The sequence below is a fragment of the Mycobacterium yunnanensis genome, from assembly GCF_025823185.1.
Lineage (GTDB): Bacteria > Actinomycetota > Actinomycetes > Mycobacteriales > Mycobacteriaceae > Mycobacterium > Mycobacterium yunnanensis.
The window spans coordinates 228,254-249,949 of sequence record NZ_JACKVK010000013.1 but is presented as its reverse complement, the minus strand read 5'-3'; the positions used below and the strand labels follow the sequence as shown (position 1 = coordinate 249,949).

Here is a 21,696-nt window from a genome sequence, read left to right as displayed (position 1 = left end):
ATGTACGTAGATTTCGGTGTGGCGTGCTGTTGCTTCGCATCATTGATCTTTCGCTTCATGCATGAAATGTCGTCCAGGCTCGTGCGCCACGTTGTCGAGCGCGGTCTGGATGACGGTCGGTGAAAAGACGTTCGCGTGAAAGGAGGCGGTGACGTCGAAGTCCGCCCCACGGTGGGTGATGGTGAACACGATGGCCTCCGGTGCCTTGGGTTCGTTCACGGCGTTGTAGAAGCGCTCGGCCCGGCCGCTGAGCCACATCTCGGACCCGGGGAAGGTCTGTCCAATGTCGGAGAAGGCCAGTCGTGCCCGGGGGTGTGTTGGTACTCGAGTTTCCTCGACGTAACCATCGCCTCGACGGTAGCGGCCGCGAAAACTGCTGGTGCTCATAAGGAGTGCCGCCAATGGTCTGCCGCAGGCTGCCGCCTCGCTGATCGCTCGATTGAGGAGCCGCGGGTCACCGGGGTCGGCAACCGGCAGGTCGAGGCCCGACACGAAGTTGCCGAGCACTCTGCGGGCTGCCGGTAGGTAGCGACGACAATCGAAGATCACGTTCACCGTGGGTGCCAATTCGACACCACACGAACGCATTTCGGCCACGATCGAGCTGAATATGATCGATGCAACGGATAGCCCTGGTGACACGCGGTCGCGATGGCGCCGCAGTTCATCGGTCGTACCGCCGTTGGTCCTGGCGGCGACAACCGCCGGTAGCCGACTCCACGGTAGGGTCGGCTCATCCTGCCCGGCGATGGCGATTGCGGCGGCGCCGCGGCGGGCCCGTAGCATCGCACCGGCCCGACGCGGATCGGAGCCATAGAACCCGGCGATGGCCCTCTCCAACGGATGATTCGTCCCGCCGCCGAAGCTCCAATCGGGGTACGCGTGAGGCAAGGGGCGCTCGCCGAGGACTTGATTGATCATCGTGATCAGTCGCCCATCGCCAAGGCCGTGGCACATGTCGAGAATCAGGTAGTCGCCTGCCACAGCGACGCTGATGGCGTTCTTGTGACCCACGCGGCGAGCCTGCTCGGTCAGCAAGGCAGGCAACTCGTCGACCGAACATGCGGGAAGCTCGACCAGATCTCCGAGGAAGCGGTCGGGATCATAATCCCACAGGTGCGACGTGATCGCCGGTATCAGACCGACGGGGGTACGTCCTGCACCCCGAACCGCCAACTCGCGCAACGTATCCGCGATTTCGTCCAATTTCGGCACGGAAATGGGTCCAAGGGCAGTGATCATTCGTGTATCGGCCCGCGTCATATCGAGGGCGCTCACGCTGACCGTGGTCATCGTTCGCCTCCTACCAAAGTGCTGAGACGGACTGACCGCGCTGGTGAGTTGGTGTTCAGTTCGAGCAGCCACCGAACGAGTGGACCGATCAAGACCACGGCCGCCAACGCCTCTGCCACCAGATACGACACCCCAACTCCTCTGACTCCCAGCGTGCCGGTGGTCATGGCGGTTCCGCCGATCACGACCACGGTCACCAGACACTGCGTGAGAACCGCGAGTGTCAGCCGGCGATGGACTCTGGCAAGCCCTACGTAGACCGCGCCCACGACGGTGAGCGGCATGAAGAAGGCGGCCAGGTGCAGCAGCGGCGTCCCCGCCTCGCGATAGTCGGTTCCGATCAGCCCGAGGGCGATTGGGGCGACGAAGGCCAGGCCCAACCCGCCGAGCAAGGCAGCGGCGGCGATCATCTTCGCGAAACTCGCAGACAGGCTGCCGATTCGGTCCGGATGCGCCGCGCACTCGGCGACGAACGGGCTGACCAGGAGACTCAAGACGATGTAGAACGCGCCGACGATCGACCACGTAACGGCAAAGTATGCACTCGCCTCCGGACCGATCCGAGTCACGACTAACAGCGGAACTACAAGAGGCGCAACGGAAGCGAGTGCGCTAATACCATATGAGGCCCCGAAGTAGTGCCATAGCTCGCGGCGCGGCGGCAGCGACGGTACCGCCGAATAGCGATCGTCGTAGCGCACCCGTCGCCGTATGGCGACCATCACCCAGATCACCGCGACGGCAGCGGTAAGGCCCCACGACATCGTGATCGCCAATGCACTACCCGTACCCGCCAGTGCCAATATCCCGACGAGCTTAACGGCACCATGAACGGTGTTCTTCGCCGCGCCCCACCGGGCCACTCCGAGCCCGGCCACCGTGTTGTCCAGAAGTGCGAACAGCGCGAGCACCGCGACGAAGGCAGGGTAGGTGACGAGTTCCCATCGTGAGTGGAAGAGGGCGGCCCGCGGCCCGAACGCGATCAGCCCGCACGCCAAGACGAGGGCGAGGCCTACGACCGCGAGATACCCGCGTCGCAAGAGCGGCGCGGCGCGGCGTCCCGCCAACGGTAGGAAGCGTTCGTACATCGCGCCGAGGCTCAGGTTGGCCAACGTCGCGAGCATGGTGGCCGAGAAGATCATGGCCGCTGCGACGCCGACCTCGGCCGCGGGATACAGCCGCGCGGCGATCGCCCAGAACGCCAAGCCAAGCACCCCGGTGCATCCGCTCGCGAGTACCACCGCCAGCGAGTTCACGCTGAGGTTCTTCACACTCGATGAAGTGCGGTGCACGTCAGCGCCCCCACAGGGGTGTCGCGCGTCGACCCTCTCGACGGGCCCCTCGATATGCCAACGGACCCTTGAAGATCGACATCAGCTCGATGAGCCCGATACGGGCGGGCAGATGCTCCGAGAGCTCGACCGGAGGGGTTGCCACCGTCGACATGCGATAGCTGAGCCGGACGAAGTGCGGGGCCTGGGCAACGGCGGTCCGGATGGCGAACCACATCGTCCGCGGATTCAGTGCGATCTTCGTGAGCCACGCACCAAGACCCAGACCGTAACCCCTGGCCTGCAGCGCGAGCGCGGCGTTGTCGGCGCGGTGGCGATGCCAGACCACGGCTGAGGGCTCATAGGCCAACTGCCAGCCGTCATCGAGGACCCGGAAGAACATGTCGAGGTCTTCGCCACCATTGGTGGGTGCGCCCACCCCGAGCGCCTCGTCGAAGCCGCCGAGTTTGAACATGACACTACGGCGCACGGCGAAATTGGCCCCAGTTCCGTAGATTCCGACTTGGAAGGGGAACAGGGGCACGTCGGCCGGGGGCGAATCCTTGTGGAAGACGCGAGGGGTACACGAGCTCGACCATCCGACCCGCTGATCGAAGTATGCCTGTGCCGGCGTGCGAAGCTCCCCGCTGGGCACGATTCCGGATACGCAGGCGACCGTGCAGCCACGGTTGAACCCTGCCACGATGCCCTGCAACCAGTACCGGTCCACGACCACGTCGTCGTCGGTGAACGCGACGATGTCGGTGGTCGCGGCCCGAAGTCCGGCGTTTCGTGCGCGGGACAGGCCGGGTCGGGGTTCGACGACCAACCGCAGGCGCGGGTCGGTCAATTCGTCGACGTACCGGCGGGTCTCGTCCGTATCGGCAGCGTTGTCCACGACGATGACGGAGAGACCCGCGTAGTCGAGTTCGAGGATCGATGCGAGCGCCACCTTGAGCATGGGCACCCGATCGCGAGTGCACACGACGACGGTGAGTCCGTCGGTCCGAGTCGGAGGCGTCGCAGGTGAATACGGCGGCAGATGCAGCCGGCTCACGGCCGCCCGGACCTCGGACGCGTCGACCTGCTCGTGGTCGACCCCGACTTCCACGAAACCCAACAAGTCCTGCCCGTTGCGGACCAGCAGCCGCGCGCGGCAATAGCCGGCTGCGTCGGCCAAGAGCAGCCGTGCAGTCCCATCGCCGAGACGGGCTACGTCGACGTCGCCGACCCACACTGCTGCAGGCCAGGTCGGTGGCTTCGTGAACGGCAGCGCCGGAAGCAGATCGGTAGCCGCCATCCCGAGAGCACTCACTGTGGTGCGCCAAACAGGACGACACGGCCGTGGCCGAGTCCATATCCGCAGGCGGTCAGCAGCAAGCCCGCAACCACCACCGCGGCTTGGGTGACGCCGTCAGCGGTGCGGCTGCGTAGGCCACGGCCGATTGCTCGGGGCAGCACCTGCAACGTGTACGTGCGTTCGCTGCTCAGGGCGTCACGAGCTCCGATCATGGAGGACACCAGTGCCTTCGACCTGCCCTCGTGATAGCAGCGGCGGGCAAAGTAGCCAAAGGTGGTGCGTTCGGCAACGACGGTGTGCTGCACGCGCATCGACGGATCGAACAGAAGCCGTGCCGTCGGCTCGTGTTGCGTGATCCGAATGCACAGCTCGGTTTCCTCACACCCTGTCGGCTTGCTGCCGACGCGACCGACCTGGGCGTTGAAACCGCCGAGTGAGGTGATCACCCGTCGACGCATCGACATGTTGCAGCCGATGAAGTTTCGTACCGGGGCCAGCGCGGTGGGCTGTCCGACATAGCTACAGCCGACGACCCAGTCGAATTCCTCGGGAAGCCAGCCGGGTCTGTCGAGCGGCCATTGGGGACTCGCGTACCCGCCAACCCCGTCGACCTCCGGGTGACGGTAGTGCTCCACCATCGCCTCGGACCAGCCGGGGTCGGCGCGGGCATCGTCATCGAGGAAGGCGACCACTTCGGTTGTCGCAGCATACATCCCGGTGTTGCGTGCACCCGACAATCCGCGCGCATGGCCGTTGGTCAGTACTCGTGGTCGTGCGCCGCCGCTCGGCGAGGCGGCGTACTGCGCGCAAGCCAGGGCGTACAGCTCCTCGTTGTGGTCGATGACGAGGAGGATTTCGTCCACGGCACGATCTTGAGCCAGCACTGAATCGACTGCGGCGCGGGTGTCGTCCCAGCGATTCATGGTGTAGGCGCAGATGACCACGGTGACCGAGATGTCTGGCGTGATCGAGATCGGTGGGGGTGCCATCGTCTGCTCGCTCATGCCGGTGATCCGGTCACGGCCGCGGTCGCGGCTGCGGTCTTGGCGGCATTGATGCGCATCGTCCGCCGAGACGGTGGGCGTTCCTTGAAGATCGTTCGCAGCACACGTAATCCATCACTTACGGCGTTCAGATGGCTTTCCCCGTGGATGCGGTCACTCTCGAAGCTCGGCACCTCCACGAGAGTCAGACCCAAGGCGTGGACCCGCACGTTGATCAAGGTTTCGATCTCGAATCCGTCGCCCCACTGCGGTTCGTCTAGGTCGACGCCGGGCAGCGTCAGCGTGGGGAGATGGCAACGCCAGAAGGCCATGTAGCCATAGCAGAGGTCTGTGAACGTCGCGCCAAACTTACGATTGACCATCGCATTCAACGCGCGATTGCCCATTCTCCGGCTGATCGTGATGTCGGTACTCCCGCCGCCGGCCGCGAAGCGACTGCCCTTGACCACGTCGGCACCGGCGATCAGCGCATCGACGAACAGCGTGATCTCCATCGGATCCGTGGATCCGTCGGCGTCGATCATGACGACGATGTCGGAGGTGGCTGCTTCAAATCCGCACACCAGGGCGTTGCCCTTGCCGCGCCGCGTCTGCATGACGATCTTTGCCGTCGGCCATAGGGTCCTGGCGACGTCGATCGAGTCGTCTGCTGAGTGACCGTCGACGAAGACGATCTCGTCCACGCAGTCCGGCATGCGTGCTGCGACTGCAGGTAGGTTCCGAGCTTCGTTCAGCGCTGGAATCACGACGGTGACGGTGCTGCGGACGTTCGTCAGCGCAGTTCCCCCGGGATCGGAGTCATCGTCGTACTCATCTTCGCGTGCTAGTGCGCTCATCGTGCCATTTCCTCTTCGTGGGTGGCGATTGGCTGCTTGGCTGAGCTAATTCGCACGTTGATGGTGATCGAGATGGTGGATCCGTGAGCCATCGGCTCGCGGAGGGTTCGTGCCTAACCGCAAGTGCTGCAGTCGAATTGGGTACTGTCCGTGCCTTTAGGCCGTGGGTGATGGCTGGCGTCGGCCGAGACGCTGGGCGGGTCGATCGTGCCCGCAACGCCGCCCGGTCAAACCCGAGCCGGGTCGGCAATGTCGTTGATCATGAAATCCGTTGGCTCACAGTGCTGGCTGACGGTGAGCGCCGGGTGGCTTGCCGTGCTTTGAACGATGCGCAGCGGCCACGTACCTGCAGAATGACCGATCGCGAGGATGTAGCGAAGCGCGCTGCTCCCAACCATGGATTACGACGAGTGAGTTCGCCGATGATCTGGGGCGATGTGGGGATTGACGAGCGAATCGAGTAATTGCTCCCGGCAAACACGGTATGCGGGAACGAATTCGTTGTGCAGGGTCTGATCCGAGGCTACGTGCCGGTGAGCACGACTGCAACACGAAACCCGTCCGATCGAGCAGTCGCTGCTCGTTGCTGCGCGCCGCGTCGAGCCGTGGGTCGAAGAACGCAACGCGCAACGGTGCAGATCTGGCAAAGGTCGCCGGCACTTACCAATGCGCTTCTGGGGTACGCTTGTCCGGGGATCAGCAGTCAGCGGCGAAGCAGAGGGCCCGGACTGGCTTCGAATCTTGCCCAACGACTGTGACGGAAGATTGCTCATGGGGAACGCAACGTCTAATCGTCTGATCGGCTCGTGACTGAATTCGGTGAGGCCACCTCGGCCAATCGGGACGATCATGATTCACGTGCACCGCACCGACTAGGGGAATGGTCGTGACGGCCCGACTCGAGGACGACGGCTTCATCACGGGGCGGTTGGGCGAGGTCTTCGTCGACTTGGTGGACACCTTGGTCAGCGAGTTCGAATCCGTGGACCTGCTGCAGAACTTGACAGAGTTCACGGTCGAATTACTGCCAATCGCCGCGTCCGGGGTGATGCTTGCCGATCCCCACGGCAGCCTGACGGTAGTGGCTAGCTCCCATGAATCTGCCCGTCTGCTAGAGCTTTACGAGCTGCAGACCCAGGAGGGGCCGTGCCTGGACTGCTTTCGGCTGGCCCAGCCCGTAGTGAACACTTCGCCGTCGGAGGCAGTTGAGCGCTGGCCCGTCTTCACCGCGGCAGCCCGTGGGGCTGGCTATGCGTCGTTCCATTCTTTGCCAATGCAGCTGCGCGACAAGACCATCGGCGCGATGACCCTCTTCTGCCAGTCGAGTTCCACACTGTCGACACGGGACGTCAAGTTGGGTCGAGCGCTCGCGGCGGCGGCGACGATCGGCCTGCTTCAAGAACGTGCCGGCCGGGAGAAGGACCTGCTGAGTGGTCAATTGCAGGAAGCGCTCAACAGTCGCATCGTCATCGAGCAGGCGAAGGGCGTCCTCGCCGAACGCAACGGGGTGACCGTCGAGGCCGCCTTCCACGCGCTGCGGCGACACGCCCGCGGGCGTGGGCAGAGCCTGCGCGGGGTCGCGGGTGAAGTGATCGCCGGTAAGTGGAACGGAATCTTCACTCCCTAGGTGACCTCTGGCGGTGACCACCGTCGAGCGGACCGCCACCAAGGGCACCGCGGCTGAGGCCGACGACGGTGGGGCGCCGGGCTCGTGAGACGCTGCCGGGATGTCTCCGTCCCCGCGTCGTGCCAGGGCCGCCGGACTGGCCCTGGGCTACCTGGCCGACGTGCTGTGGGCCGATCCGCAGCGGGGACATCCGGTGGCGGCGTTCGGCACGACGGCCGCGGCGCTGGAACGCCTGACCTACCGCGACGGGAAGGCCGCGGGGGTCGCGCACACTGGGCTCCTGCTCGGGTGGCTCGGTGTCCTCGGAGTGGTCGTCGAGCGCGTCGCCGCGCGCCACGGCTCCGGGTGGACGGCGGCGGTGACCGCGGCGGCCACGTACGTCGTCCTTGGCGGTACGTCGCTTGGCCGGACGGGGGAGGCGATGGCGCACCACCTCGACGACGGTGACGTCGACGCCGCGCGGGCGTTGGTGCCGTGGTTGTGCGGCCGCGACCCGAATTCCCTCGACGAGGCTGGCATCGCCAGGGCCACCGTCGAATCGGTCGCGGAGAACACGGCCGACGCCCAGGTCGCGCCGCTGTGGTGGGGTGCGATCGGCGGGGTGCCGGGGCTGCTGGTCTACCGGGGCGCCAACACCCTCGACGCGATGATCGGCCACAGGTCATCGCGCTACCTGCGGTTCGGTTGGGCGGCAGCCCGTTTCGACGACGTGGCGAACTATCTGCCGGCTCGGGTCTCCGGTGTGCTCACCGCGGCGTGCGCGCCGGTGGTGTCGGGGTCACCGGCTGCGGCCCTGACCGCATGGCGCCGTGACGCCGCCCGGCATCCCAGCCCCAACGCAGGGGTCGTCGAGGCCTCGTTCGCCGGTGCGCTCGGCGTCCGCCTCGGGGGGCCGACGCAATACGCCCATCGTCTCGAGGACCGGCCAACGCTGGGGCACGGGCGGGTACCGGACGCCGACGACGTCACCCGTTCGGTGCGGCTGTCCCGTTCGGTTCAGTTCGCGGCGGCCGCGGTGTCGATCGCCGTCACTGGCGTCGGCCGTACCGGTCGGCGAGCTTCTGCTGCGCGCTGAGCGGTGCCGACGTGGTGGCCCGTGCCTCGCCTTCGCTCTTCTCCCGGCGGCGCTGCTTGACCTCCGCCATCACGAAGTAGCCGACGCCGAGCGGCGCGACGATTCCGAATGCGATCCATTGGATGCCGTAGGACAGGAACGGGCCTGCGTCGAGGTGGGGCAGGCCGATGACCCCCAGCCCGCCCGGCTGACCGTCGACGAGTTGAAGATACGAGCCCGCCAGCGGCACGCCCGTCACCTGGGCGACCTGACCGGTGTTGATCGAGTAGACCTGCTGAATTCCGTTCTCGCGGAACGGGTCCTTGCCGGTGACGACCCCCTCGGGGTCGCGCAGTCGGGCGGTGATGGTGACGCTCCCGGACGGCGGGGCGGCGAAGTCGGGAACCTGCGTGCCGCGTTCGGGTTTGACGTACCCGCGGTCGACGAGCACGGTGGGGCCGCCGTCGACGCGGAACGGCACGAGGACCTCGTAGGCAGGGTCGCCGTCGACGACGCGCAACCGCACCACGACCTGCGCCTCGGGCACGTATGTGCCGGCGGCGGTGACCTGGCGCCACTGGTCACCGGCGGCCGCGGAATTCTGGTGCGGCAGAAGCGTCGTCAGCGGCACGGGGGGCTGCGACACCGAGTTCGAGATTTGTGCGTTCTCGCGTGACGTCGTGGTGTTCTTGCCGAGTTGCCACGGAGCGAGCACCGTGAAGCACAGGTAGGCAAACGCGATCGCGACGACGTAGAGCGCCAGCCATTGAGGCTTCAACAAGAACGCGAAGCGGCGCATCAGCCCGCTGCCTCGTGGTCCCGCAGCCGGTCGTCGACCCAGGCGTGCAGCCCCGGCAGCGAGGCGTCGATGACGGCGAAGGTCTCCTCGTAGTCCTCCAGGGTTCCGTAGTAGGGGTCCTCGACGTCGAGGGCGTGCGCGCCCGAGCGAGGGTCGAAGGACCGCATCAACCGAACGCGGTCCTCGGGGACGCCGAGATCGCGCAGGATGCGGACGTGGTTGCGTCCCATCGCGACGACCATGTCGGCCGCCACGTGCTCGTCGGAGACGTGAGCGGCGCGATGGCTGGTCGGATAGCCGTGCTCGCGCAGCACGTGCACCGCCCGCTCGTGGGCGGGATCGCCGACGTGCCAGCTGCCGGTACCCGCGCTGGTGACCCGGACCGACTCGGCGAGACCGCGTTCGGCGAGCTGATGGGCGAACATCTTGTCCGCCATGGGGGACCGGCAGATGTTGCCCGAGCACACGAAGGTGACGTGCAGAGTGGGTTCAGACACCGAGTGCCTCCCGCAGCTCGGCCATCGTCGCCACGTGCTTGAAGGCTTTGACACCGTCGGGGCCGTCGAAGTCCGACCGACCGTAACCCCATGCGACGACCACGGTGTCGATGCCGTGGGAGGCGGCGCCCAAGACGTCGTGGGACCGGTCGCCGACCATCAGCACCTCGTCGGGCAGCGGAGCGAGCTGGGCCAGGGCGTGGGCCACCACGTCGGCCTTGGACGACCGCACGCCGTCGGAGCTGGCCCCGGCGATCACCTCGAAGTAGTCCGCGATGCCGAAGTGCTCGATGATGCGCCGTGCCGTCACTTCGTTCTTCGAGGTGGCCACCGCCAGCCGGACGCCGGCGGCCCGAAGATCTGTCAGCAGCTCGGCGACGCCGTCGAAGAGGCTGTTCATGGACCAGCCGCGGGTGGTGTAGTCGGCGCGGTAGGCGGTGAACGCCCGCTCCGCGTGGCCGCCGAGACCCATCGCCGCGAGCGTCTGATGCATCGGGGGTCCCGCCACCAGGCCCGCCAAGTCGCCGTCGGGCACCGTGGCACCGATCTCGCCCAAGGCATGACGGAAGCTCGCGACGATGCCGGGGGCAGAGTCGGTGAGCGTGCCGTCGAGATCGAAGAGGACTAGGCGAGGACTCACCCCGCCATTGTCTCCTGTTCCGTGACGGCGGTCCGTCGCGGCTGGCATGACGTCTCTTTTCGCTGGTGACGTCGTAGGCTCTCGGACAGACGACGGCAAGGGAGGGACGGCGATGAGCGCGCGGCTGGTCGACGTGATCGAGGTGCTGGAACGCGCCTACCCGCCTGCCTTGGCCGAGGACTGGGACTCGGTCGGACTGGTCTGCGGGGACCCGTCCGAGCTGGTCGAGTCGGTGACGATCGCGGTGGACGCCACGGCGGCCGTCGTCGCGGAGGTGCCGCCCCGCGGCCTGCTCCTCGCCCACCATCCGCTGCTGCTGCGGGGCGTGGACACGGTGGCGGCGAGCACGGGCAAGGGCGCGATCCTGCACCAGTTGATCCGCAACCGCAGCGCCTTGTTCACCGCGCACACCAACGCCGACTCCGCGAACCCCGGGGTGTCCGACGCGCTCGCCGACGCGCTCGGGCTCGTGGTGGAGGACGTGCTGTCGCCGGTGTCGGACGGCACCCAACTCGACAAGTGGGTGGTCTTCGTTCCGGCCGCGCACACCGACGCCGTCCGCACGGCGCTGTTCGCCGCCGGGGCGGGCGCGCTTGGGGATTACTCGCACTGCAGCTGGACCGTCTCGGGCACCGGGCAGTTCCTGCCGCACGACGGCGCCGCTCCCGCGATCGGCGCCGTGGGTGCGGTCGAGTACGTCGACGAGGACCACGTCGAGGTGATCGCACCGGCCAGCCTGCGAGGACGGGTGCTCGGCGCGCTGCGGCACGCGCATCCCTACGAGGAGCCCGCGTTCGACGTGGTCACCCTGGCGTCGCTGCCGTCGGACGTGGGCATCGGTCGCGTCTGTGCGCTGCCGGTCCCGGAGAGCTTGCGCGCCTTCGTCACTCGGGTCAACCGCGGTCTGCCCGCCACCTCGTGGGGGGTGCGGGCGGCGGGGGACCCCGACGCCGTGGTGTCGCGGGTCGCGGTGTGTGGCGGGGCGGGGGACTCGCTGCTGGACACCGTGGCCGCGGCCGACGTGCACGCCTACGTCACCGCCGACCTGCGACATCATCCGGCCGACGAACACCTGCGCGCCTCCGACGTCGCCCTGGTCGACGTCGCGCACTGGGCCAGTGAATTCCCATGGTGCGGACAGGCCGAGGCGCTGCTGCGCACGCAATTCGGGGAAGCTCTGCAGGTGGACGTCAGCCCGGTCCGCACGGACCCCTGGAATCTAGAGAAGGACGACAGCACCACATGAAGGCCGACGAGAGACAGCAGCGCCTGGTTCTGGAGATCGCGGCGGTGGACGCCGAGTTGAGCCGGCTGGACTACCGCGCCAAGCATCTCGAGGAGCAGCAACGTCTCGACACCGTCACCGCCGAGCACCGCGCGGCCACCGACGCACTGGCGACCCTGACCATCGCGCTAGAGGATCTCGACGGGCAGGTCGCGAAGTTCGAGGGCGAGATCGACGCGGTGCGCAAGCGGGAGGACCGCGACCGCGGCCTGCTCGACGGTGGAACGGTCGACGCCAAGCACCTCGGCGAGATCCAGCACGAACTCGAGGCCCTGCAGCGCCGCCAGGAGAGCCTGGAGGATTCGTTGCTGGAGATCATGGAACGCCGCGAACAGCTGCAGAGGGAGTCGGCCGACCAGCAGGCCCGCATCGACGGGATGCAGACCGACCTCGCGGCCGCCACCGCGGCACGCGACGCCGCACTGGTGCAGATCGACCAGTCACGCCACGAGGCCTCAGGCCGCCGCGAGGAGCTCTCGGCCTCGGCGCCTGCCGAGCTGGTGGCGCTCTACGAGCGGCAGCGGGCCCAGGGCGGGGTGGGGGCAGGCCGCTTGCAGGGCAAGCGGTGCGGTGCGTGTCGCATCGAGATCGACAGGGGCGAGCTGGCCAGGATCTCCGCCGCCAAGGAGGACGAGGTGCTCCGGTGCCCGGAGTGCTCGGCAATCCTGGTGCGCGTGCGGGACTTCAAGGAATGAAGGTCATCGTCGAGGCGGACGGCGGTTCGCGAGGCAACCCCGGTCCTGCGGGTTACGGGGCGGTGGTCTGGTCGGCCGACCACGCCACGCTGCTGGCCGAACGCAAGGAGGGCATCGGGCGGGCCACCAACAACGTCGCCGAGTATCGCGGTCTGATCGCCGGATTGCAGGCCGCGGCGGAGGTGGGGGCGACCGACGTCGTCGCGAACCTGGACTCCAAGCTCGTCGTCGAGCAGATGTCGGGGCGGTGGCGGGTCAAGCACCCCGACCTGATCACGTTGCGGGAGCGCGCCGAGGAGCTCGTGCGTGGCTTTGGCACCGTGACGTTCGGCTGGATCCCGCGCGCCGAGAACGCTCACGCCGACCGGCTGGCCAACGAGGCCATGGACGCCGCCGACGGCGCCGCGCCGGAACCGGCGAAGGCCGTCTCACCCGCGGGCTGGAGCGGGGCCAAGGGTGCTCCGACGCGCATGCTCCTGTTGCGGCACGGGCAGACCGCCCTGTCGGTCGACCGCCGTTACTCGGGTCAGGGCGACCCTCCGTTGACCGAACTCGGACGTCGACAGGCCGACGCCGCGGCGCATTACCTCGGCGCACGGGGCGGTGTCGCGGCGGTCGTGGCGTCTCCACTGCAGCGCGCCCACGACACCGCGTCGGCGGCTGCCAAGGAATTGGGCCTCGACGTCACGGTCGACGAGGACCTGATCGAAACCGACTTCGGCTCCTGGGAGGGGCTGACGTTCGGCGAGGCGGCGCAACGGGATCCAGAGGTGCACCAAGCGTGGCTGCGGGACACCAGCGTCGCACCGCCCGGCGGTGGGGAGAGCTTCGACACCGTGGCGGCGCGGGTGGGCAGGGCGCGCACCCGGATCGTCTCGGAGTACGGCGACGCGACGGTGCTGGTGGTGTCGCACGTGACCCCGATCAAGTCGGTTCTGCGGATGGCGCTCGACGCGGGTCCGGGCATCCTCTACCGCCTGCACCTGGACCTCGCGTCGCTGTCGGTGGCGGAGTTCTATCCCGACGGGGGCTCGTCGGTGCGGTTGGTCAACCAGACGTCATATCTCGAGTGAGGCTGGGTAGCAGAACTTCGTCGACCAAGGCGCGCACCGTCTCCTCGGTGGGCGGTCGGTCCGCGACGAGGGAGCGGAACACCAGGTATCCCGGGAGCACGTCCCAGATCTCCGGGTTGATCGCCTCAGCCCGAATCTCCCCGCGTGCCACGGCCTCGCCGAGGACCTCCTGGATCACGACGGTGCGGTGGTAGACGAACTTCTCCTGCATGGCGGCGCTGAGGGCTTCGCTGCGGGACATCTCGTTGAGCACCGCGCGCATCGTGCCCGTGTGCTCTCGGCCCTGTGCGCGCACCGCCGCACCAATGGCCAGCAGATCGCCGCGCAGCGAACCGGTGCGTGGGGGGACTGCCGACTCGCGGGTGCCCTCGATGAACGCCGCGAGCACGAGGTCGGCCTTCGAGGGCCAGCGCCGGTACATCGTGGACTTGCTGGCCTTGGCCTCAGTGGCGACGGCTTCGACAGTGAGGCGCTCATATCCGTGCTGCTGCAACAGTTTCAGCGTTACGGCGAGCAGCTCGCACTCACGTGCGCTCCACGGGCAGCCCGACGTCGTCGCTGACGCATCCGTCGAATTGGAGACCATACCGCCACCTCGAGCGCAAGGGGTTGGGACGACTTGCACCGACCCGTACCGTACCGTACCGTCTCACACGTCGCTCAGGGTTTCGGCCAAGAGCGGCGGTCCGGTGCAGCCACGTCGCCGGCTGTCGAAAGGCGTAGTAGTGAGCAAGCTTTCGATCGGGCGCGTCCTGAGGCGGCAATGGACCGTCATCGTGGCCGTCGTGGTGGTCGCACTGGTGGTCTTCAGCGTCACCCGGTTGCACGGCATCTTCGGCTCCGACAATCAGGTGTCGCGGCCCAGTGCGGACGCCCTGGAGAACACCGGATACAACCCCAAGCGAGTCCTCTTCGAGGTGTTCGGCAGTCCCGGTGCGACGGCGACCATCAACTACCTCGACGAGCACGCCCAGCCCCAGCGCGTCGACGACGTGCCGCTGCCGTGGTCACACATGCTGACCACCGACGATCCGACGCTCTTCGCCGATCTCCGCGCTCAGGGTGACTCGGCCCCCATCACGTGCCGCATCACCGTCAACGGCATCGTCAAGGACGAAAGGTCCGCCAGCAACGTGAACGGATACATCGCCTGCCTGGACAAGTCCGCATGAGCCAGCACTCGACGGACCCGGATCGGCGATCCCGCCCGGCACGGTTGATCTGGACGCTGGCGCTGCCAATCCTGTTGCTGTGGGTGGCAATAGCGGTGTTGAGCAACATCGTCTCGCCCCAGCTGGAGACCGTCGGTGAAGAGCGGTCCGTGGCGATGAACGCCGCGGATTCGCCCTCGATCATGGCGATGCGCCACATCGGGCAGAAGTTCCAGGAGTTCGACTCCGACAGCGCCGCGATGATCGTCCTCGAGGGGGACGACAAGCTCGGCCAGAACGCTCACGACTACTACGACGTCCTGGTCAAGAAGCTCAACGCGGATACCGCCCACGTCGAGCACGTCCAGGACTTCTGGGGCGACCCGCTGACGGCCGGCGGCGCGCAGAGCAAGGACGGCAAGGCCGCCCTGGTCCAGGTCTACCTGCGGGGCAACCAGGGCGAGGCGCTGTCCAACGAATCCGTCGACAGCATCCGCAAGATCGTCGCCGACACGCCGGCGCCGCCCGGGGTGAAGGCCTACGTCACCGGCGCCGCGCCCACCATCACCGACAACTTCGAAGTCGGCAACGCGGGCACCCATCAGGTCACGTTGATCACCTTCGCCGTGATCGCGGTGATGCTGCTGATCGTCTACCGGTCGCTGATCACCATGCTCATCATGCTCGTCGTGGTGGCCGTCGAATTGATGGCCGCCCGAGGCGTCGTCGCGACACTGGGGCACACGGGCGTCATCGGGTTGTCGACCTACGCCACGAATCTGTTGACGCTCTTGGCCATTGCCGCGGGTACCGACTATGCCATCTTCCTCGTCGGCCGGTATCAGGAGGCCCGCAACCGCGGCTTGGAGCGGGCCGAGGCCTACTACGACATGTTCCGGGGGACGGTGCACGTCATCGTCGGCTCGGGCCTGACCATCGTCGGGGCCGTGGCCTGCCTGTACTTCACGCGGTTGCCGTACTTCCAGACACTTGGCGTGCCCGCTGCGCTCGGCGTGCTGGTGACGCTGATGGCGGCGCTGACGCTGGGGCCTGCCGTCATCGTGATCGTCAGCCGCTTCGGCCTTCTCGAGCCGCGCCGCAAGGTACGGGCGTCGGGATGGCGCCGCATCGGCACCTCGATCGTCCGGTGGCCCGGCCCGATTCTGGTGGTGTCGCTCGGTATCGCGGCCATCGGGGTCCTGGCGCTGCCGGGAGCCAAGATCAGCTACGACGGCCGGCCCTACCTGCCCGACACCGCGCCGGCCAACGTCGGATATGCCGCCGCCGAGCGCCACTTCTCCGAGGCCCGGCTGAACCCGGAGCTGTTGATGATCGAATCGGATCACGACATGCGCAACCCGTCGGACATGTTGATCCTCGAACGCGTCGCCAAGGCGGTGTTGCACACCCCGGGCATCGCGTTGGTGCAGTCGATCACCCGGCCTCTTGGCACGCCGATCACGCACAGCTCCATACCGTTTCAGATCAGTGCCCAGAGCGCCGGGCAGATCATGAACCTGAGCTACCAGCAGGCGCGGGCGCAGGACATCCTCAAACAGGTCGACCAGACCACCAAGTCGATCGCCATCCTGCAGCAGCAACTCGAACTGCAGAAGCAAAGCGCCGCCGCCACCAATGAACAGGTTCAGGCCTTCCACGACACGGTCGCGACGATCAACCAGGTGCGCGACAACCTGGCCAACTTCGACGACTTCTTCCGGCCGCTGCGCAACTACTTCTACTGGGAACCGCACTGCTTCGACATCCCGTCGTGCGCGGCGCTGCGCTCGGTATTCGATTCGCTGGACGGCATCTCCGAACTGAGCGACAAGTTCTCAGAGGTCACGGCAAGCCTCGACAAGCTCAACGCCCTGCAGCCGCAACTGGTGGCGCTGATCCCGCCGCAGCTGGAAGTGCAGGAAGCCAATCGCGAGTTGCTGCAGTCGAATTACGCGACCACCGGCGGCACCAACACCCAGAGCCAGGAAGCGTTGAAGAACGCGACCGCACTGGGCAAGGCATTCGACGACGCGAAGAACGACGACTCGTTCTACCTGCCACCGGAGGCCTTCGACAACGCGGACTTCAAGCGTGGCCTCAAGCTGTTCATGTCACCCGACGGCAAGGCCGCCAGGATGACGATCACCCACGAGGGCAATCCGGCCACCGTCGAAGGCATCTCGCACATCGACGCGCTACGCAACGCCGCGTTCGACGCGGTCAAGGCGACGCCGCTGTCGGATGCGAAGATCTACGTGGCCGGAACCGCGTCGACCTACAAGGACATCCAGGAGGGGTCGACCTACGACCTCCTGATCGTCGCGATCGCCGCCATCGCCTTGATCCTGCTCATCATGGTGTTCATCACCCGCAGCATGGTCGCCGCGGTGGTGATCGTCGGCACCGTCGTGCTGTCCCTCGGCGCCTCGCTGGGACTGGCGGTCCTGGTGTGGCAGTACATCTTCGGCATCGAGCTCTACTGGATCGTGCCCGCCCTGGCGATCATCCTGCTGCTCGCGGTGGGCGCCGACTACAACCTGCTGCTGATATCGAGGTTCAAGGAGGAGATCGGCGCGGGTCTGAACACGGGCATCATCCGGGCGATGGCGGGAACCGGTGGCGTCGTCACCGCCGCCGGCCTGGTCTTCGCGTTCACCATGGCGTCCTTCGCCTTCAGCGACCTGATCGTGCTCGGCCAGATCGGCACGACGATCGCGATGGGCCTGCTGTTCGACACGCTGATCGTCCGGTCGTTCATGACCCCGTCCATCGCCGCACTGCTCGGCCGGTGGTTCTGGTGGCCGCTGAACGTGCGCACGCGCCCGGCCAGTCAGATGTTGCAGCCTTTCGGTTCCCGCATCTCGGTGCGCAAGCTGCTCGGACCCGAGACCAAGGACAGCGGCTCAGGCGCGTAGGTGCAGCCGCTCACCGTGCGGCCCGAAGATGGCCACCGCCTCGACGGGGCCGTCCACGGTGCCGAACCAGTGCGGCGTCCACGTGGAGAACTCCACGGCCTCACCGGGCTTGATGACGAAGTCGCGCTCGCCAAGCACCAGCCGCAGGCGGCCGGACAGCACGTACATCCAGTCCTGGCCGTCGTGCACCGGTAGTTCATCCGGCGGCGTACGGCGCCGGGCGCTGACGCGAATCTTGAAGGCGTGCAGGCCCGCGGCGGGCCCGCTGTGGGTCAGCGGCCAGTAGGTCACGCCGTGATGGGTGTGGGAGGCGCCCTTCACGCGCGGATCCTCGGCGGCAGGGGCCCGCAGCAGATCGTCGGTGCTGACCGACAGCGCGGCCGCCAGGCGGGGGAGGTGGTCGAGGGCCAGCCTGCGCTTGCCCGACTCCAGTCGGCTCAGTGTGGAGACGTCGACGTCGGCTCTCGTCGCGACCTCCTCGAGGGTGAGGCCGCGCTGCGTGCGCAGCTCACGCAGTCGCCGCCGGACCCGAAGGTCCACGTCGTCATCGTCCTTTGCCCGCATGGCAAACGATGTTGGCAGAATCGACGCGGGTGGGCAAGGTGGTGGTCATGGACACCGAATGGGATTGCATCGTCGTGGGCGGAGGCGCCGCGGGCCTCAGTGCGGCGCTGGTGCTGGGCCGGGCCAGGCGTCGCACGCTGGTCGTCGACGCCGGACGTCAGAGCAACCTGCCCGCCCATGGCATCGGCGGACTCCTCGGCCACGACGGTCGGCCGCCGGCGGAGTTGTACGCCACCGGTCGGGCGGAACTCGAGAAGTACCCGACCGTCGAGGTGCGTTCCGGTGAGATCGTCGTGGGGAGGGCCGAGGGTGGCGGATTCGTCCTGGGCCTGGCCGACGGCGGCGAGGTCGGCGCACGCCGGGTGCTGCTGGCCACGGGCATGGACTACGTGACACCGCCCATTCCCGGGCTGGCCGAACTGTGGGGGCGCTCGGCCTTTCACTGCCCGTTCTGCCACGGCTGGGAGGCCCGCGACCAACCGATCGCCGTGCTGGCCGACGGCGACCGCGCCGAGCACATGGCTCTGATGCTGCGCGGGTGGACCGACGACGTCGTGGTGCTCACCAACGGGCCTGCGGGTGTGACCGTCGACCTACCCGTCGACGAGCGTGCCATCGCCCGATTGGTCACCGAGGCAGGGGAATTGGTGGCCGTCGAATTCGCCGACGGCGACCGACTGGCGCGTCGTGCCGTGCTCGTGGCGACGTCCCTGCGGCAGCGCTCCGAGCTCGCGGCCCAACTCGGTGTCGAGACGGCTCCGCCGGGGCCCGTCGTCGAAGACGCCATCGTCGTCGACCCGTTCCACCGGACGTCGGTGCCCGGAGTGTTCGCCGCCGGTGACGTCAGCGCGTCGATGCCGCAAGTCGCCGCGGCGATCGCGGCGGGATCGCTGAGCGGTGCCGCCGTCGTTCAAAGTCTTCTGGCCGACGACGTCGGCCTACCCACCCCACCCTGGCCCAACCAGAAGGAGAATGCCGATGTCCACGCATGACGACCGCACCGCCCAGGAGTTCTGGGAGGCGCATTACGAAGAGCGCGAACACATTTGGAGTGGCCGGGTCAACGCCCAACTGCCCGGCATCCTCGCCGGCGTCACCCCCGGCCGGGCGCTGGACCTCGGGTGCGGTGAGGGCGGCGACGCCGTGTGGCTGGCCGAGAACGGGTGGCAGGTGACGGCGGTCGACATCGCCGAGACGGCCATCGGACGCGCCGAGTTCGCCGCCGAGGCCCGCGGCGTCCGCGACCGGATCACCTTCGAGCGCCACGACCTGTCGGACACCTTCCCCCAGGGCACCTTCGATCTGATCTCCGCGCAATTCCTGCACTCGACCGTGCGGCTTGAGCGCCCGCAGATCCTGCGCACCGCCGCGAGCGCCGTCGTCCCCGGGGGCCTGCTGGTCGTCGTCGACCATGCCGCGCCGCCGCCGTTCTCCAAGAAGGTGCCCCACGATCACCCGTTCCCCTCGCCAGAGGAAGTGCTGGCCGATCTGGACCTGGCCACCGAAGAATGGGAGCGGGTGCGCGTGGAGGTCGTCGACCGCGACGGCACCGGCCCGGACGGTGAGCCGTTCACCTGGCGCGACAACGTGATGGTGCTGCGCCGCCGCGCGTGATCGCCGACTATGCGGCCACTGTGCAGATGTGCGAGAGGCCATCACCGTGACCGCAGAGTCGGGCCGGTGGCCGCCGAGGGCCGAGTCCCGGGGTACCGTGATTCCCGCGGACGAGTTGGCCGGGCGGCCGCGGCTCTCGGGTCTTGCCCGAGAGTCGAGGAAAGTCCGGACTTCACAGAGCAGGGTGATTGCCAACGGCAATCCGAGGTGACTCGCGGGACAGTGCCACAGAAAGTAGACCGCCGCCCCTCCTTCGGGCAGGGCGGTAAGGGTGAAACGGTGCGGTAAGAGCGCACCAGCACTCCGGGTGACCGGAGTGGCTAGGTAAACCCCACCCGAAGCAAGGCCAAGAAGGCCGCAACCTGGTTGCGGCTGCGCGGACGTTCGAGGGCTGCTCGCCCGAGTCCGCGGGTAGGCCGCTTGAGGCACCCGGTGACGGTGTGTCCAGATGGATGGTCGCCGCCGCACCGTCGGAAATGACGGCGCGGAACAGAATCCGGCTTACAGGCCAACTCGTCCGCCCACCGCGTCAGCGCGCGGAGCGCACCGCCTTCTTCAAGCCCTCGAGTGCGGCGTCGAGCTTCTCCTCCGCGCTGCGCGCGATCTCGGCCTCGAGCTGGAACAGCACCCCGTAGGTGAAGGTGTCCTCGCCCGCGGCATGCGCCGCCAGGGCCTCCTCGGACAGGTGTGCCCGGCTGACCACACTGTCCTGATGGTCGCCGAGCAGCGACTGGATCGACTTGGCCCCGTCGGCCACCCCGTCCTTGCCGAGCGCGGATGCCGTGTAGCGAAGCTGCTTGGCTCGTTTGCGGATCGCGTGCAGTGCCTCGTCGGCGTCCTCGGGGGAGACCGTCTCGTCAGCGGCGGCGGCCTCGGCCTTCTTCGCCGACTTGCGCAGCTTCTTGTACGCCGTCCCCACGGTCACCTGCTCGGGCTGCGAACCGGCCTCCGTCGGCGCGGGCTCGGCGGTGAGCAGTGCCTCCAGCCCGTCGAGCAGGCGGAAGTATCGCTCGGACCGCATCGCCACCAGCGACCGCTTCCAGCCGGCGCGGTACCGGCGTTTGGCGCCGTCGACGAGCCGTTCACGAACCGGCCCGCGGATCAGCTCGGCGGGCAGCTCGCCGAGCACCGTCTCGTACTTCTCGGCCAGCACCTCCGCGTCGCGCGCGACACCCAGGATGCCCGCCAACTCCTTCAGTTCTTCGAGCAGCCACGAATCGTCGTCGATGCCGAAGGACTCCTCGGAACCACGCAGCAGGCTGCGCACCTTGCGGGTGATCACCCGCATCTGATGCACGGAGTCCCAGGCGTCGGCCCGAACGGCCCTGTCCCACACCAGGAGTTGCTCGACCTGCTCGGCGACGGCGCGGTGCACCGGGTCGTCCGCGCGCGCAGTCAGTGGAGCGGCAGACGACTTGAGCACCTTCGCCAGCTTGGAGCCGTGCCCTGCCGGCTCGGCGCCCGCGTCGAAGAGCCGGTTGGCCAAACGGTCCAGCAGCGCCGCGTCACCCCCGCCGCCCTCCACGAGCTCGAGTTCCCACTCCCGCCATTCCTGGGGCCCGTCGTCGCCCTCGGCCGACGCGCGGACGACGTCGTCGCAGAACTCGGCGATCGCCGTGCCGTCGGAACCGAACAGCAGGTCGACCGTGCGGGTGGTGGAGATGTGCGCCACCGGCCGCAGCGGACGGTCCCGCACGATTGCGAGCACGACGTCGCGCAGGTCGTCGGGAACCGTGTCGTCCGGCACGCCCGACTCGCCGAGCGGGGTGCGGACCTCGGTCCTGGAGTCAGCGCCGGCGGGAAGCTTCAGATGCCACCCCGCATCGGGTCCGCCCGTACGGCGCCGCAACGTGATCCGGTGCCGAGCGAGATCCTGTTCCGGCGTGTCGAAGTAGACGGCGTCGAGCTGCTGGACGGGGGACCGGTCCACCCGGGCCACCGCGGACAACCCGCCGAAGGACGGTGACACGGTGTCACCGGTGACCGCGAACTTGCGCTCGACCTCCGTGTGGCGCGACGGCTTGCGCTTCTGGGCTGACATCTCCACCTTTGGTTGGTCGTCGTAGTGGTGAACAGGT

The 21,696-nt window shown here is 67.7% G+C and carries 20 protein-coding genes and 1 other RNA gene; 10 read left to right on the top strand and 11 right to left on the bottom strand.

Annotated elements, in window-relative coordinates; genetic code table 11:
• Positions 1–39: 39 nt before the first annotated feature.
• Genes H7K45_RS24830 through H7K45_RS24810 form a run of 5 tightly spaced genes read right to left on the bottom strand, consistent with a single transcriptional unit; the run spans position 40 to position 5,704 of the window.
• Positions 40–1,293 carry a hypothetical protein gene (locus tag H7K45_RS24830; protein ID WP_263998718.1) on the bottom strand — a complete coding sequence of 418 codons (1,254 nt, stop codon included), beginning with the start codon at positions 1,291–1,293 and terminating at the stop codon, positions 40–42.
• A complete protein-coding gene (locus tag H7K45_RS24825; RefSeq protein WP_263998717.1) occupies positions 1,290–2,549 on the bottom strand; it encodes a lipopolysaccharide biosynthesis protein in 1,260 nt (419 codons plus the stop codon). Before H7K45_RS24825 ends, H7K45_RS24830 begins: the two co-directional genes overlap by 4 nt.
• A 37-nt stretch (positions 2,550–2,586) precedes the next feature.
• The gene (locus H7K45_RS24820) at positions 2,587–3,864 is read right to left on the bottom strand and encodes a glycosyltransferase family 2 protein (protein WP_263998716.1); all 1,278 of its coding nucleotides are present in this window, start codon (positions 3,862–3,864) and stop codon (positions 2,587–2,589) included.
• A gap of 11 nt (positions 3,865–3,875) precedes the next feature.
• Positions 3,876–4,868, bottom strand: a complete 993-nt coding sequence (locus H7K45_RS24815) for a glycosyltransferase family 2 protein (protein ID WP_263998715.1) — start codon at positions 4,866–4,868, stop codon at positions 3,876–3,878.
• Positions 4,865–5,704 carry a glycosyltransferase family 2 protein gene (locus H7K45_RS24810; RefSeq protein ID WP_263998714.1) on the bottom strand — a complete coding sequence of 280 codons (840 nt, stop codon included), beginning with the start codon at positions 5,702–5,704 and terminating at the stop codon, positions 4,865–4,867. The genes H7K45_RS24815 and H7K45_RS24810 overlap by 4 nt, the downstream gene beginning before the upstream one ends.
• A gap of 880 nt (positions 5,705–6,584) precedes the next feature.
• Between H7K45_RS24810 and H7K45_RS24805 the strand changes: the two genes are divergently transcribed.
• Together H7K45_RS24805 and H7K45_RS24800 are read left to right on the top strand one after the other, a co-directional pair.
• Positions 6,585–7,331, top strand: a complete 747-nt coding sequence (locus H7K45_RS24805) for a GAF and ANTAR domain-containing protein (RefSeq protein WP_263998712.1) — start codon at positions 6,585–6,587, stop codon at positions 7,329–7,331.
• A 100-nt stretch (positions 7,332–7,431) separates the two neighbouring features.
• On the top strand, positions 7,432–8,406 hold the full coding sequence (locus tag H7K45_RS24800; RefSeq protein ID WP_263998710.1) for a cobalamin biosynthesis protein: 975 nt from the start codon (positions 7,432–7,434) through the stop codon (positions 8,404–8,406).
• Here the strand turns inward: H7K45_RS24800 and H7K45_RS24795 are convergent.
• The 3 genes from H7K45_RS24795 to H7K45_RS24785 are packed head-to-tail and all read right to left on the bottom strand — an operon-like array spanning position 8,360 to position 10,369.
• On the bottom strand, positions 8,360–9,184 hold the full coding sequence (locus H7K45_RS24795; protein WP_263998709.1) for an SURF1 family cytochrome oxidase biogenesis protein: 825 nt from the start codon (positions 9,182–9,184) through the stop codon (positions 8,360–8,362). The genes H7K45_RS24800 and H7K45_RS24795 overlap by 47 nt on opposite strands.
• A complete protein-coding gene (locus H7K45_RS24790; RefSeq protein ID WP_263998708.1) occupies positions 9,184–9,681 on the bottom strand; it encodes a low molecular weight protein-tyrosine-phosphatase in 498 nt (165 codons plus the stop codon). The genes H7K45_RS24795 and H7K45_RS24790 overlap by 1 nt, the downstream gene beginning before the upstream one ends.
• On the bottom strand, positions 9,674–10,369 hold the full coding sequence (locus H7K45_RS24785; RefSeq protein ID WP_263998707.1) for an HAD-IA family hydrolase: 696 nt from the start codon (positions 10,367–10,369) through the stop codon (positions 9,674–9,676). The genes H7K45_RS24790 and H7K45_RS24785 overlap by 8 nt, the downstream gene beginning before the upstream one ends.
• Before the next feature lie 64 nt (positions 10,370–10,433).
• On the opposite strand from H7K45_RS24785, the gene H7K45_RS24780 reads away from it, so the two are divergent.
• Genes H7K45_RS24780 through H7K45_RS24770 form a run of 3 tightly spaced genes read left to right on the top strand, consistent with a single transcriptional unit; the run spans position 10,434 to position 13,374 of the window.
• Positions 10,434–11,567 (top strand): Nif3-like dinuclear metal center hexameric protein, encoded by a 1,134-nt coding sequence (locus H7K45_RS24780; RefSeq protein WP_263998706.1) that lies wholly within the window; start codon positions 10,434–10,436, stop codon positions 11,565–11,567.
• Entirely contained in the window at positions 11,564–12,301 is a 738-nt protein-coding gene (locus H7K45_RS24775) for a zinc ribbon domain-containing protein (protein ID WP_263998705.1), read from the top strand. The genes H7K45_RS24780 and H7K45_RS24775 overlap by 4 nt, the downstream gene beginning before the upstream one ends.
• Complete coding sequence (locus H7K45_RS24770; RefSeq protein ID WP_263999308.1) at positions 12,298–13,374, top strand: bifunctional RNase H/acid phosphatase; 1,077 nt, start codon at positions 12,298–12,300, stop codon at positions 13,372–13,374. The genes H7K45_RS24775 and H7K45_RS24770 overlap by 4 nt, the downstream gene beginning before the upstream one ends.
• Here the strand turns inward: H7K45_RS24770 and H7K45_RS24765 are convergent.
• Complete coding sequence (locus H7K45_RS24765; protein WP_263998704.1) at positions 13,349–13,960, bottom strand: TetR/AcrR family transcriptional regulator; 612 nt, start codon at positions 13,958–13,960, stop codon at positions 13,349–13,351. The genes H7K45_RS24770 and H7K45_RS24765 overlap by 26 nt on opposite strands.
• 139 nt (positions 13,961–14,099) lie before the next feature.
• On the opposite strand from H7K45_RS24765, the gene H7K45_RS24760 reads away from it, so the two are divergent.
• Entirely contained in the window at positions 14,100–14,546 is a 447-nt protein-coding gene (locus H7K45_RS24760) for an MmpS family transport accessory protein (protein ID WP_263998702.1), read from the top strand.
• Positions 14,543–17,440, top strand: a complete 2,898-nt coding sequence (locus H7K45_RS24755; RefSeq protein ID WP_263998701.1) for an MMPL/RND family transporter — start codon at positions 14,543–14,545, stop codon at positions 17,438–17,440. Before H7K45_RS24760 ends, H7K45_RS24755 begins: the two co-directional genes overlap by 4 nt.
• Here the strand turns inward: H7K45_RS24755 and H7K45_RS24750 are convergent.
• Positions 17,429–18,004 (bottom strand): helix-turn-helix domain-containing protein, encoded by a 576-nt coding sequence (locus H7K45_RS24750; protein ID WP_263998700.1) that lies wholly within the window; start codon positions 18,002–18,004, stop codon positions 17,429–17,431. The two genes, H7K45_RS24755 and H7K45_RS24750, sit on opposite strands and share 12 nt — an antisense overlap.
• Positions 18,005–18,051: 47 nt before the next feature.
• Between H7K45_RS24750 and H7K45_RS24745 the strand changes: the two genes are divergently transcribed.
• The 3 genes from H7K45_RS24745 (at position 18,052) to rnpB (ending at position 20,138) form a co-directional block, all read left to right on the top strand.
• Positions 18,052–18,996, top strand: coding sequence for an NAD(P)/FAD-dependent oxidoreductase (locus tag H7K45_RS24745; RefSeq protein WP_263998699.1), 945 nt, complete (start codon positions 18,052–18,054; stop codon positions 18,994–18,996).
• Complete coding sequence (locus tag H7K45_RS24740) at positions 18,983–19,618, top strand: SAM-dependent methyltransferase (RefSeq protein WP_263998698.1); 636 nt, start codon at positions 18,983–18,985, stop codon at positions 19,616–19,618. Before H7K45_RS24745 ends, H7K45_RS24740 begins: the two co-directional genes overlap by 14 nt.
• A 111-nt stretch (positions 19,619–19,729) precedes the next feature.
• An RNA gene (rnpB, locus tag H7K45_RS24735) (RNase P RNA component class A) lies at positions 19,730–20,138 on the top strand.
• A gap of 9 nt (positions 20,139–20,147) precedes the next feature.
• On the opposite strand, the gene H7K45_RS24730 is transcribed toward rnpB, so the two are convergent.
• Positions 20,148–21,659 carry a CYTH and CHAD domain-containing protein gene (locus tag H7K45_RS24730; RefSeq protein WP_263998697.1) on the bottom strand — a complete coding sequence of 504 codons (1,512 nt, stop codon included), beginning with the start codon at positions 21,657–21,659 and terminating at the stop codon, positions 20,148–20,150.
• Between the last annotated feature and the right edge of the window lie 37 nt (positions 21,660–21,696).

Coding starts and splice junctions, on each gene's coding strand:
- H7K45_RS24745 (WP_263998699.1), top strand. CDS start 18,052: ATGGACACCGAATGGGATTGCATCGTCGTGGGCGGAGGCGCCGCGGGC.
- H7K45_RS24785 (WP_263998707.1), bottom strand. CDS start 10,369: ATGCCAGCCGCGACGGACCGCCGTCACGGAACAGGAGACAATGGCGGG.
- H7K45_RS24820 (WP_263998716.1), bottom strand. CDS start 3,864: ATGGCGGCTACCGATCTGCTTCCGGCGCTGCCGTTCACGAAGCCACCG.
- H7K45_RS24795 (WP_263998709.1), bottom strand. CDS start 9,184: ATGCGCCGCTTCGCGTTCTTGTTGAAGCCTCAATGGCTGGCGCTCTAC.
- H7K45_RS24750 (WP_263998700.1), bottom strand. CDS start 18,004: ATGCGGGCAAAGGACGATGACGACGTGGACCTTCGGGTCCGGCGGCGA.
- H7K45_RS24805 (WP_263998712.1), top strand. CDS start 6,585: ATGGTCGTGACGGCCCGACTCGAGGACGACGGCTTCATCACGGGGCGG.
- H7K45_RS24740 (WP_263998698.1), top strand. CDS start 18,983: ATGTCCACGCATGACGACCGCACCGCCCAGGAGTTCTGGGAGGCGCAT.
- H7K45_RS24780 (WP_263998706.1), top strand. CDS start 10,434: ATGAGCGCGCGGCTGGTCGACGTGATCGAGGTGCTGGAACGCGCCTAC.
- H7K45_RS24830 (WP_263998718.1), bottom strand. CDS start 1,293: ATGACCACGGTCAGCGTGAGCGCCCTCGATATGACGCGGGCCGATACA.
- H7K45_RS24730 (WP_263998697.1), bottom strand. CDS start 21,659: ATGTCAGCCCAGAAGCGCAAGCCGTCGCGCCACACGGAGGTCGAGCGC.
- H7K45_RS24775 (WP_263998705.1), top strand. CDS start 11,564: ATGAAGGCCGACGAGAGACAGCAGCGCCTGGTTCTGGAGATCGCGGCG.
- H7K45_RS24800 (WP_263998710.1), top strand. CDS start 7,432: ATGTCTCCGTCCCCGCGTCGTGCCAGGGCCGCCGGACTGGCCCTGGGC.
- H7K45_RS24755 (WP_263998701.1), top strand. CDS start 14,543: ATGAGCCAGCACTCGACGGACCCGGATCGGCGATCCCGCCCGGCACGG.
- H7K45_RS24815 (WP_263998715.1), bottom strand. CDS start 4,868: ATGAGCGAGCAGACGATGGCACCCCCACCGATCTCGATCACGCCAGAC.
- H7K45_RS24770 (WP_263999308.1), top strand. CDS start 12,298: ATGAAGGTCATCGTCGAGGCGGACGGCGGTTCGCGAGGCAACCCCGGT.
- H7K45_RS24810 (WP_263998714.1), bottom strand. CDS start 5,704: ATGAGCGCACTAGCACGCGAAGATGAGTACGACGATGACTCCGATCCC.
- H7K45_RS24765 (WP_263998704.1), bottom strand. CDS start 13,960: ATGGTCTCCAATTCGACGGATGCGTCAGCGACGACGTCGGGCTGCCCG.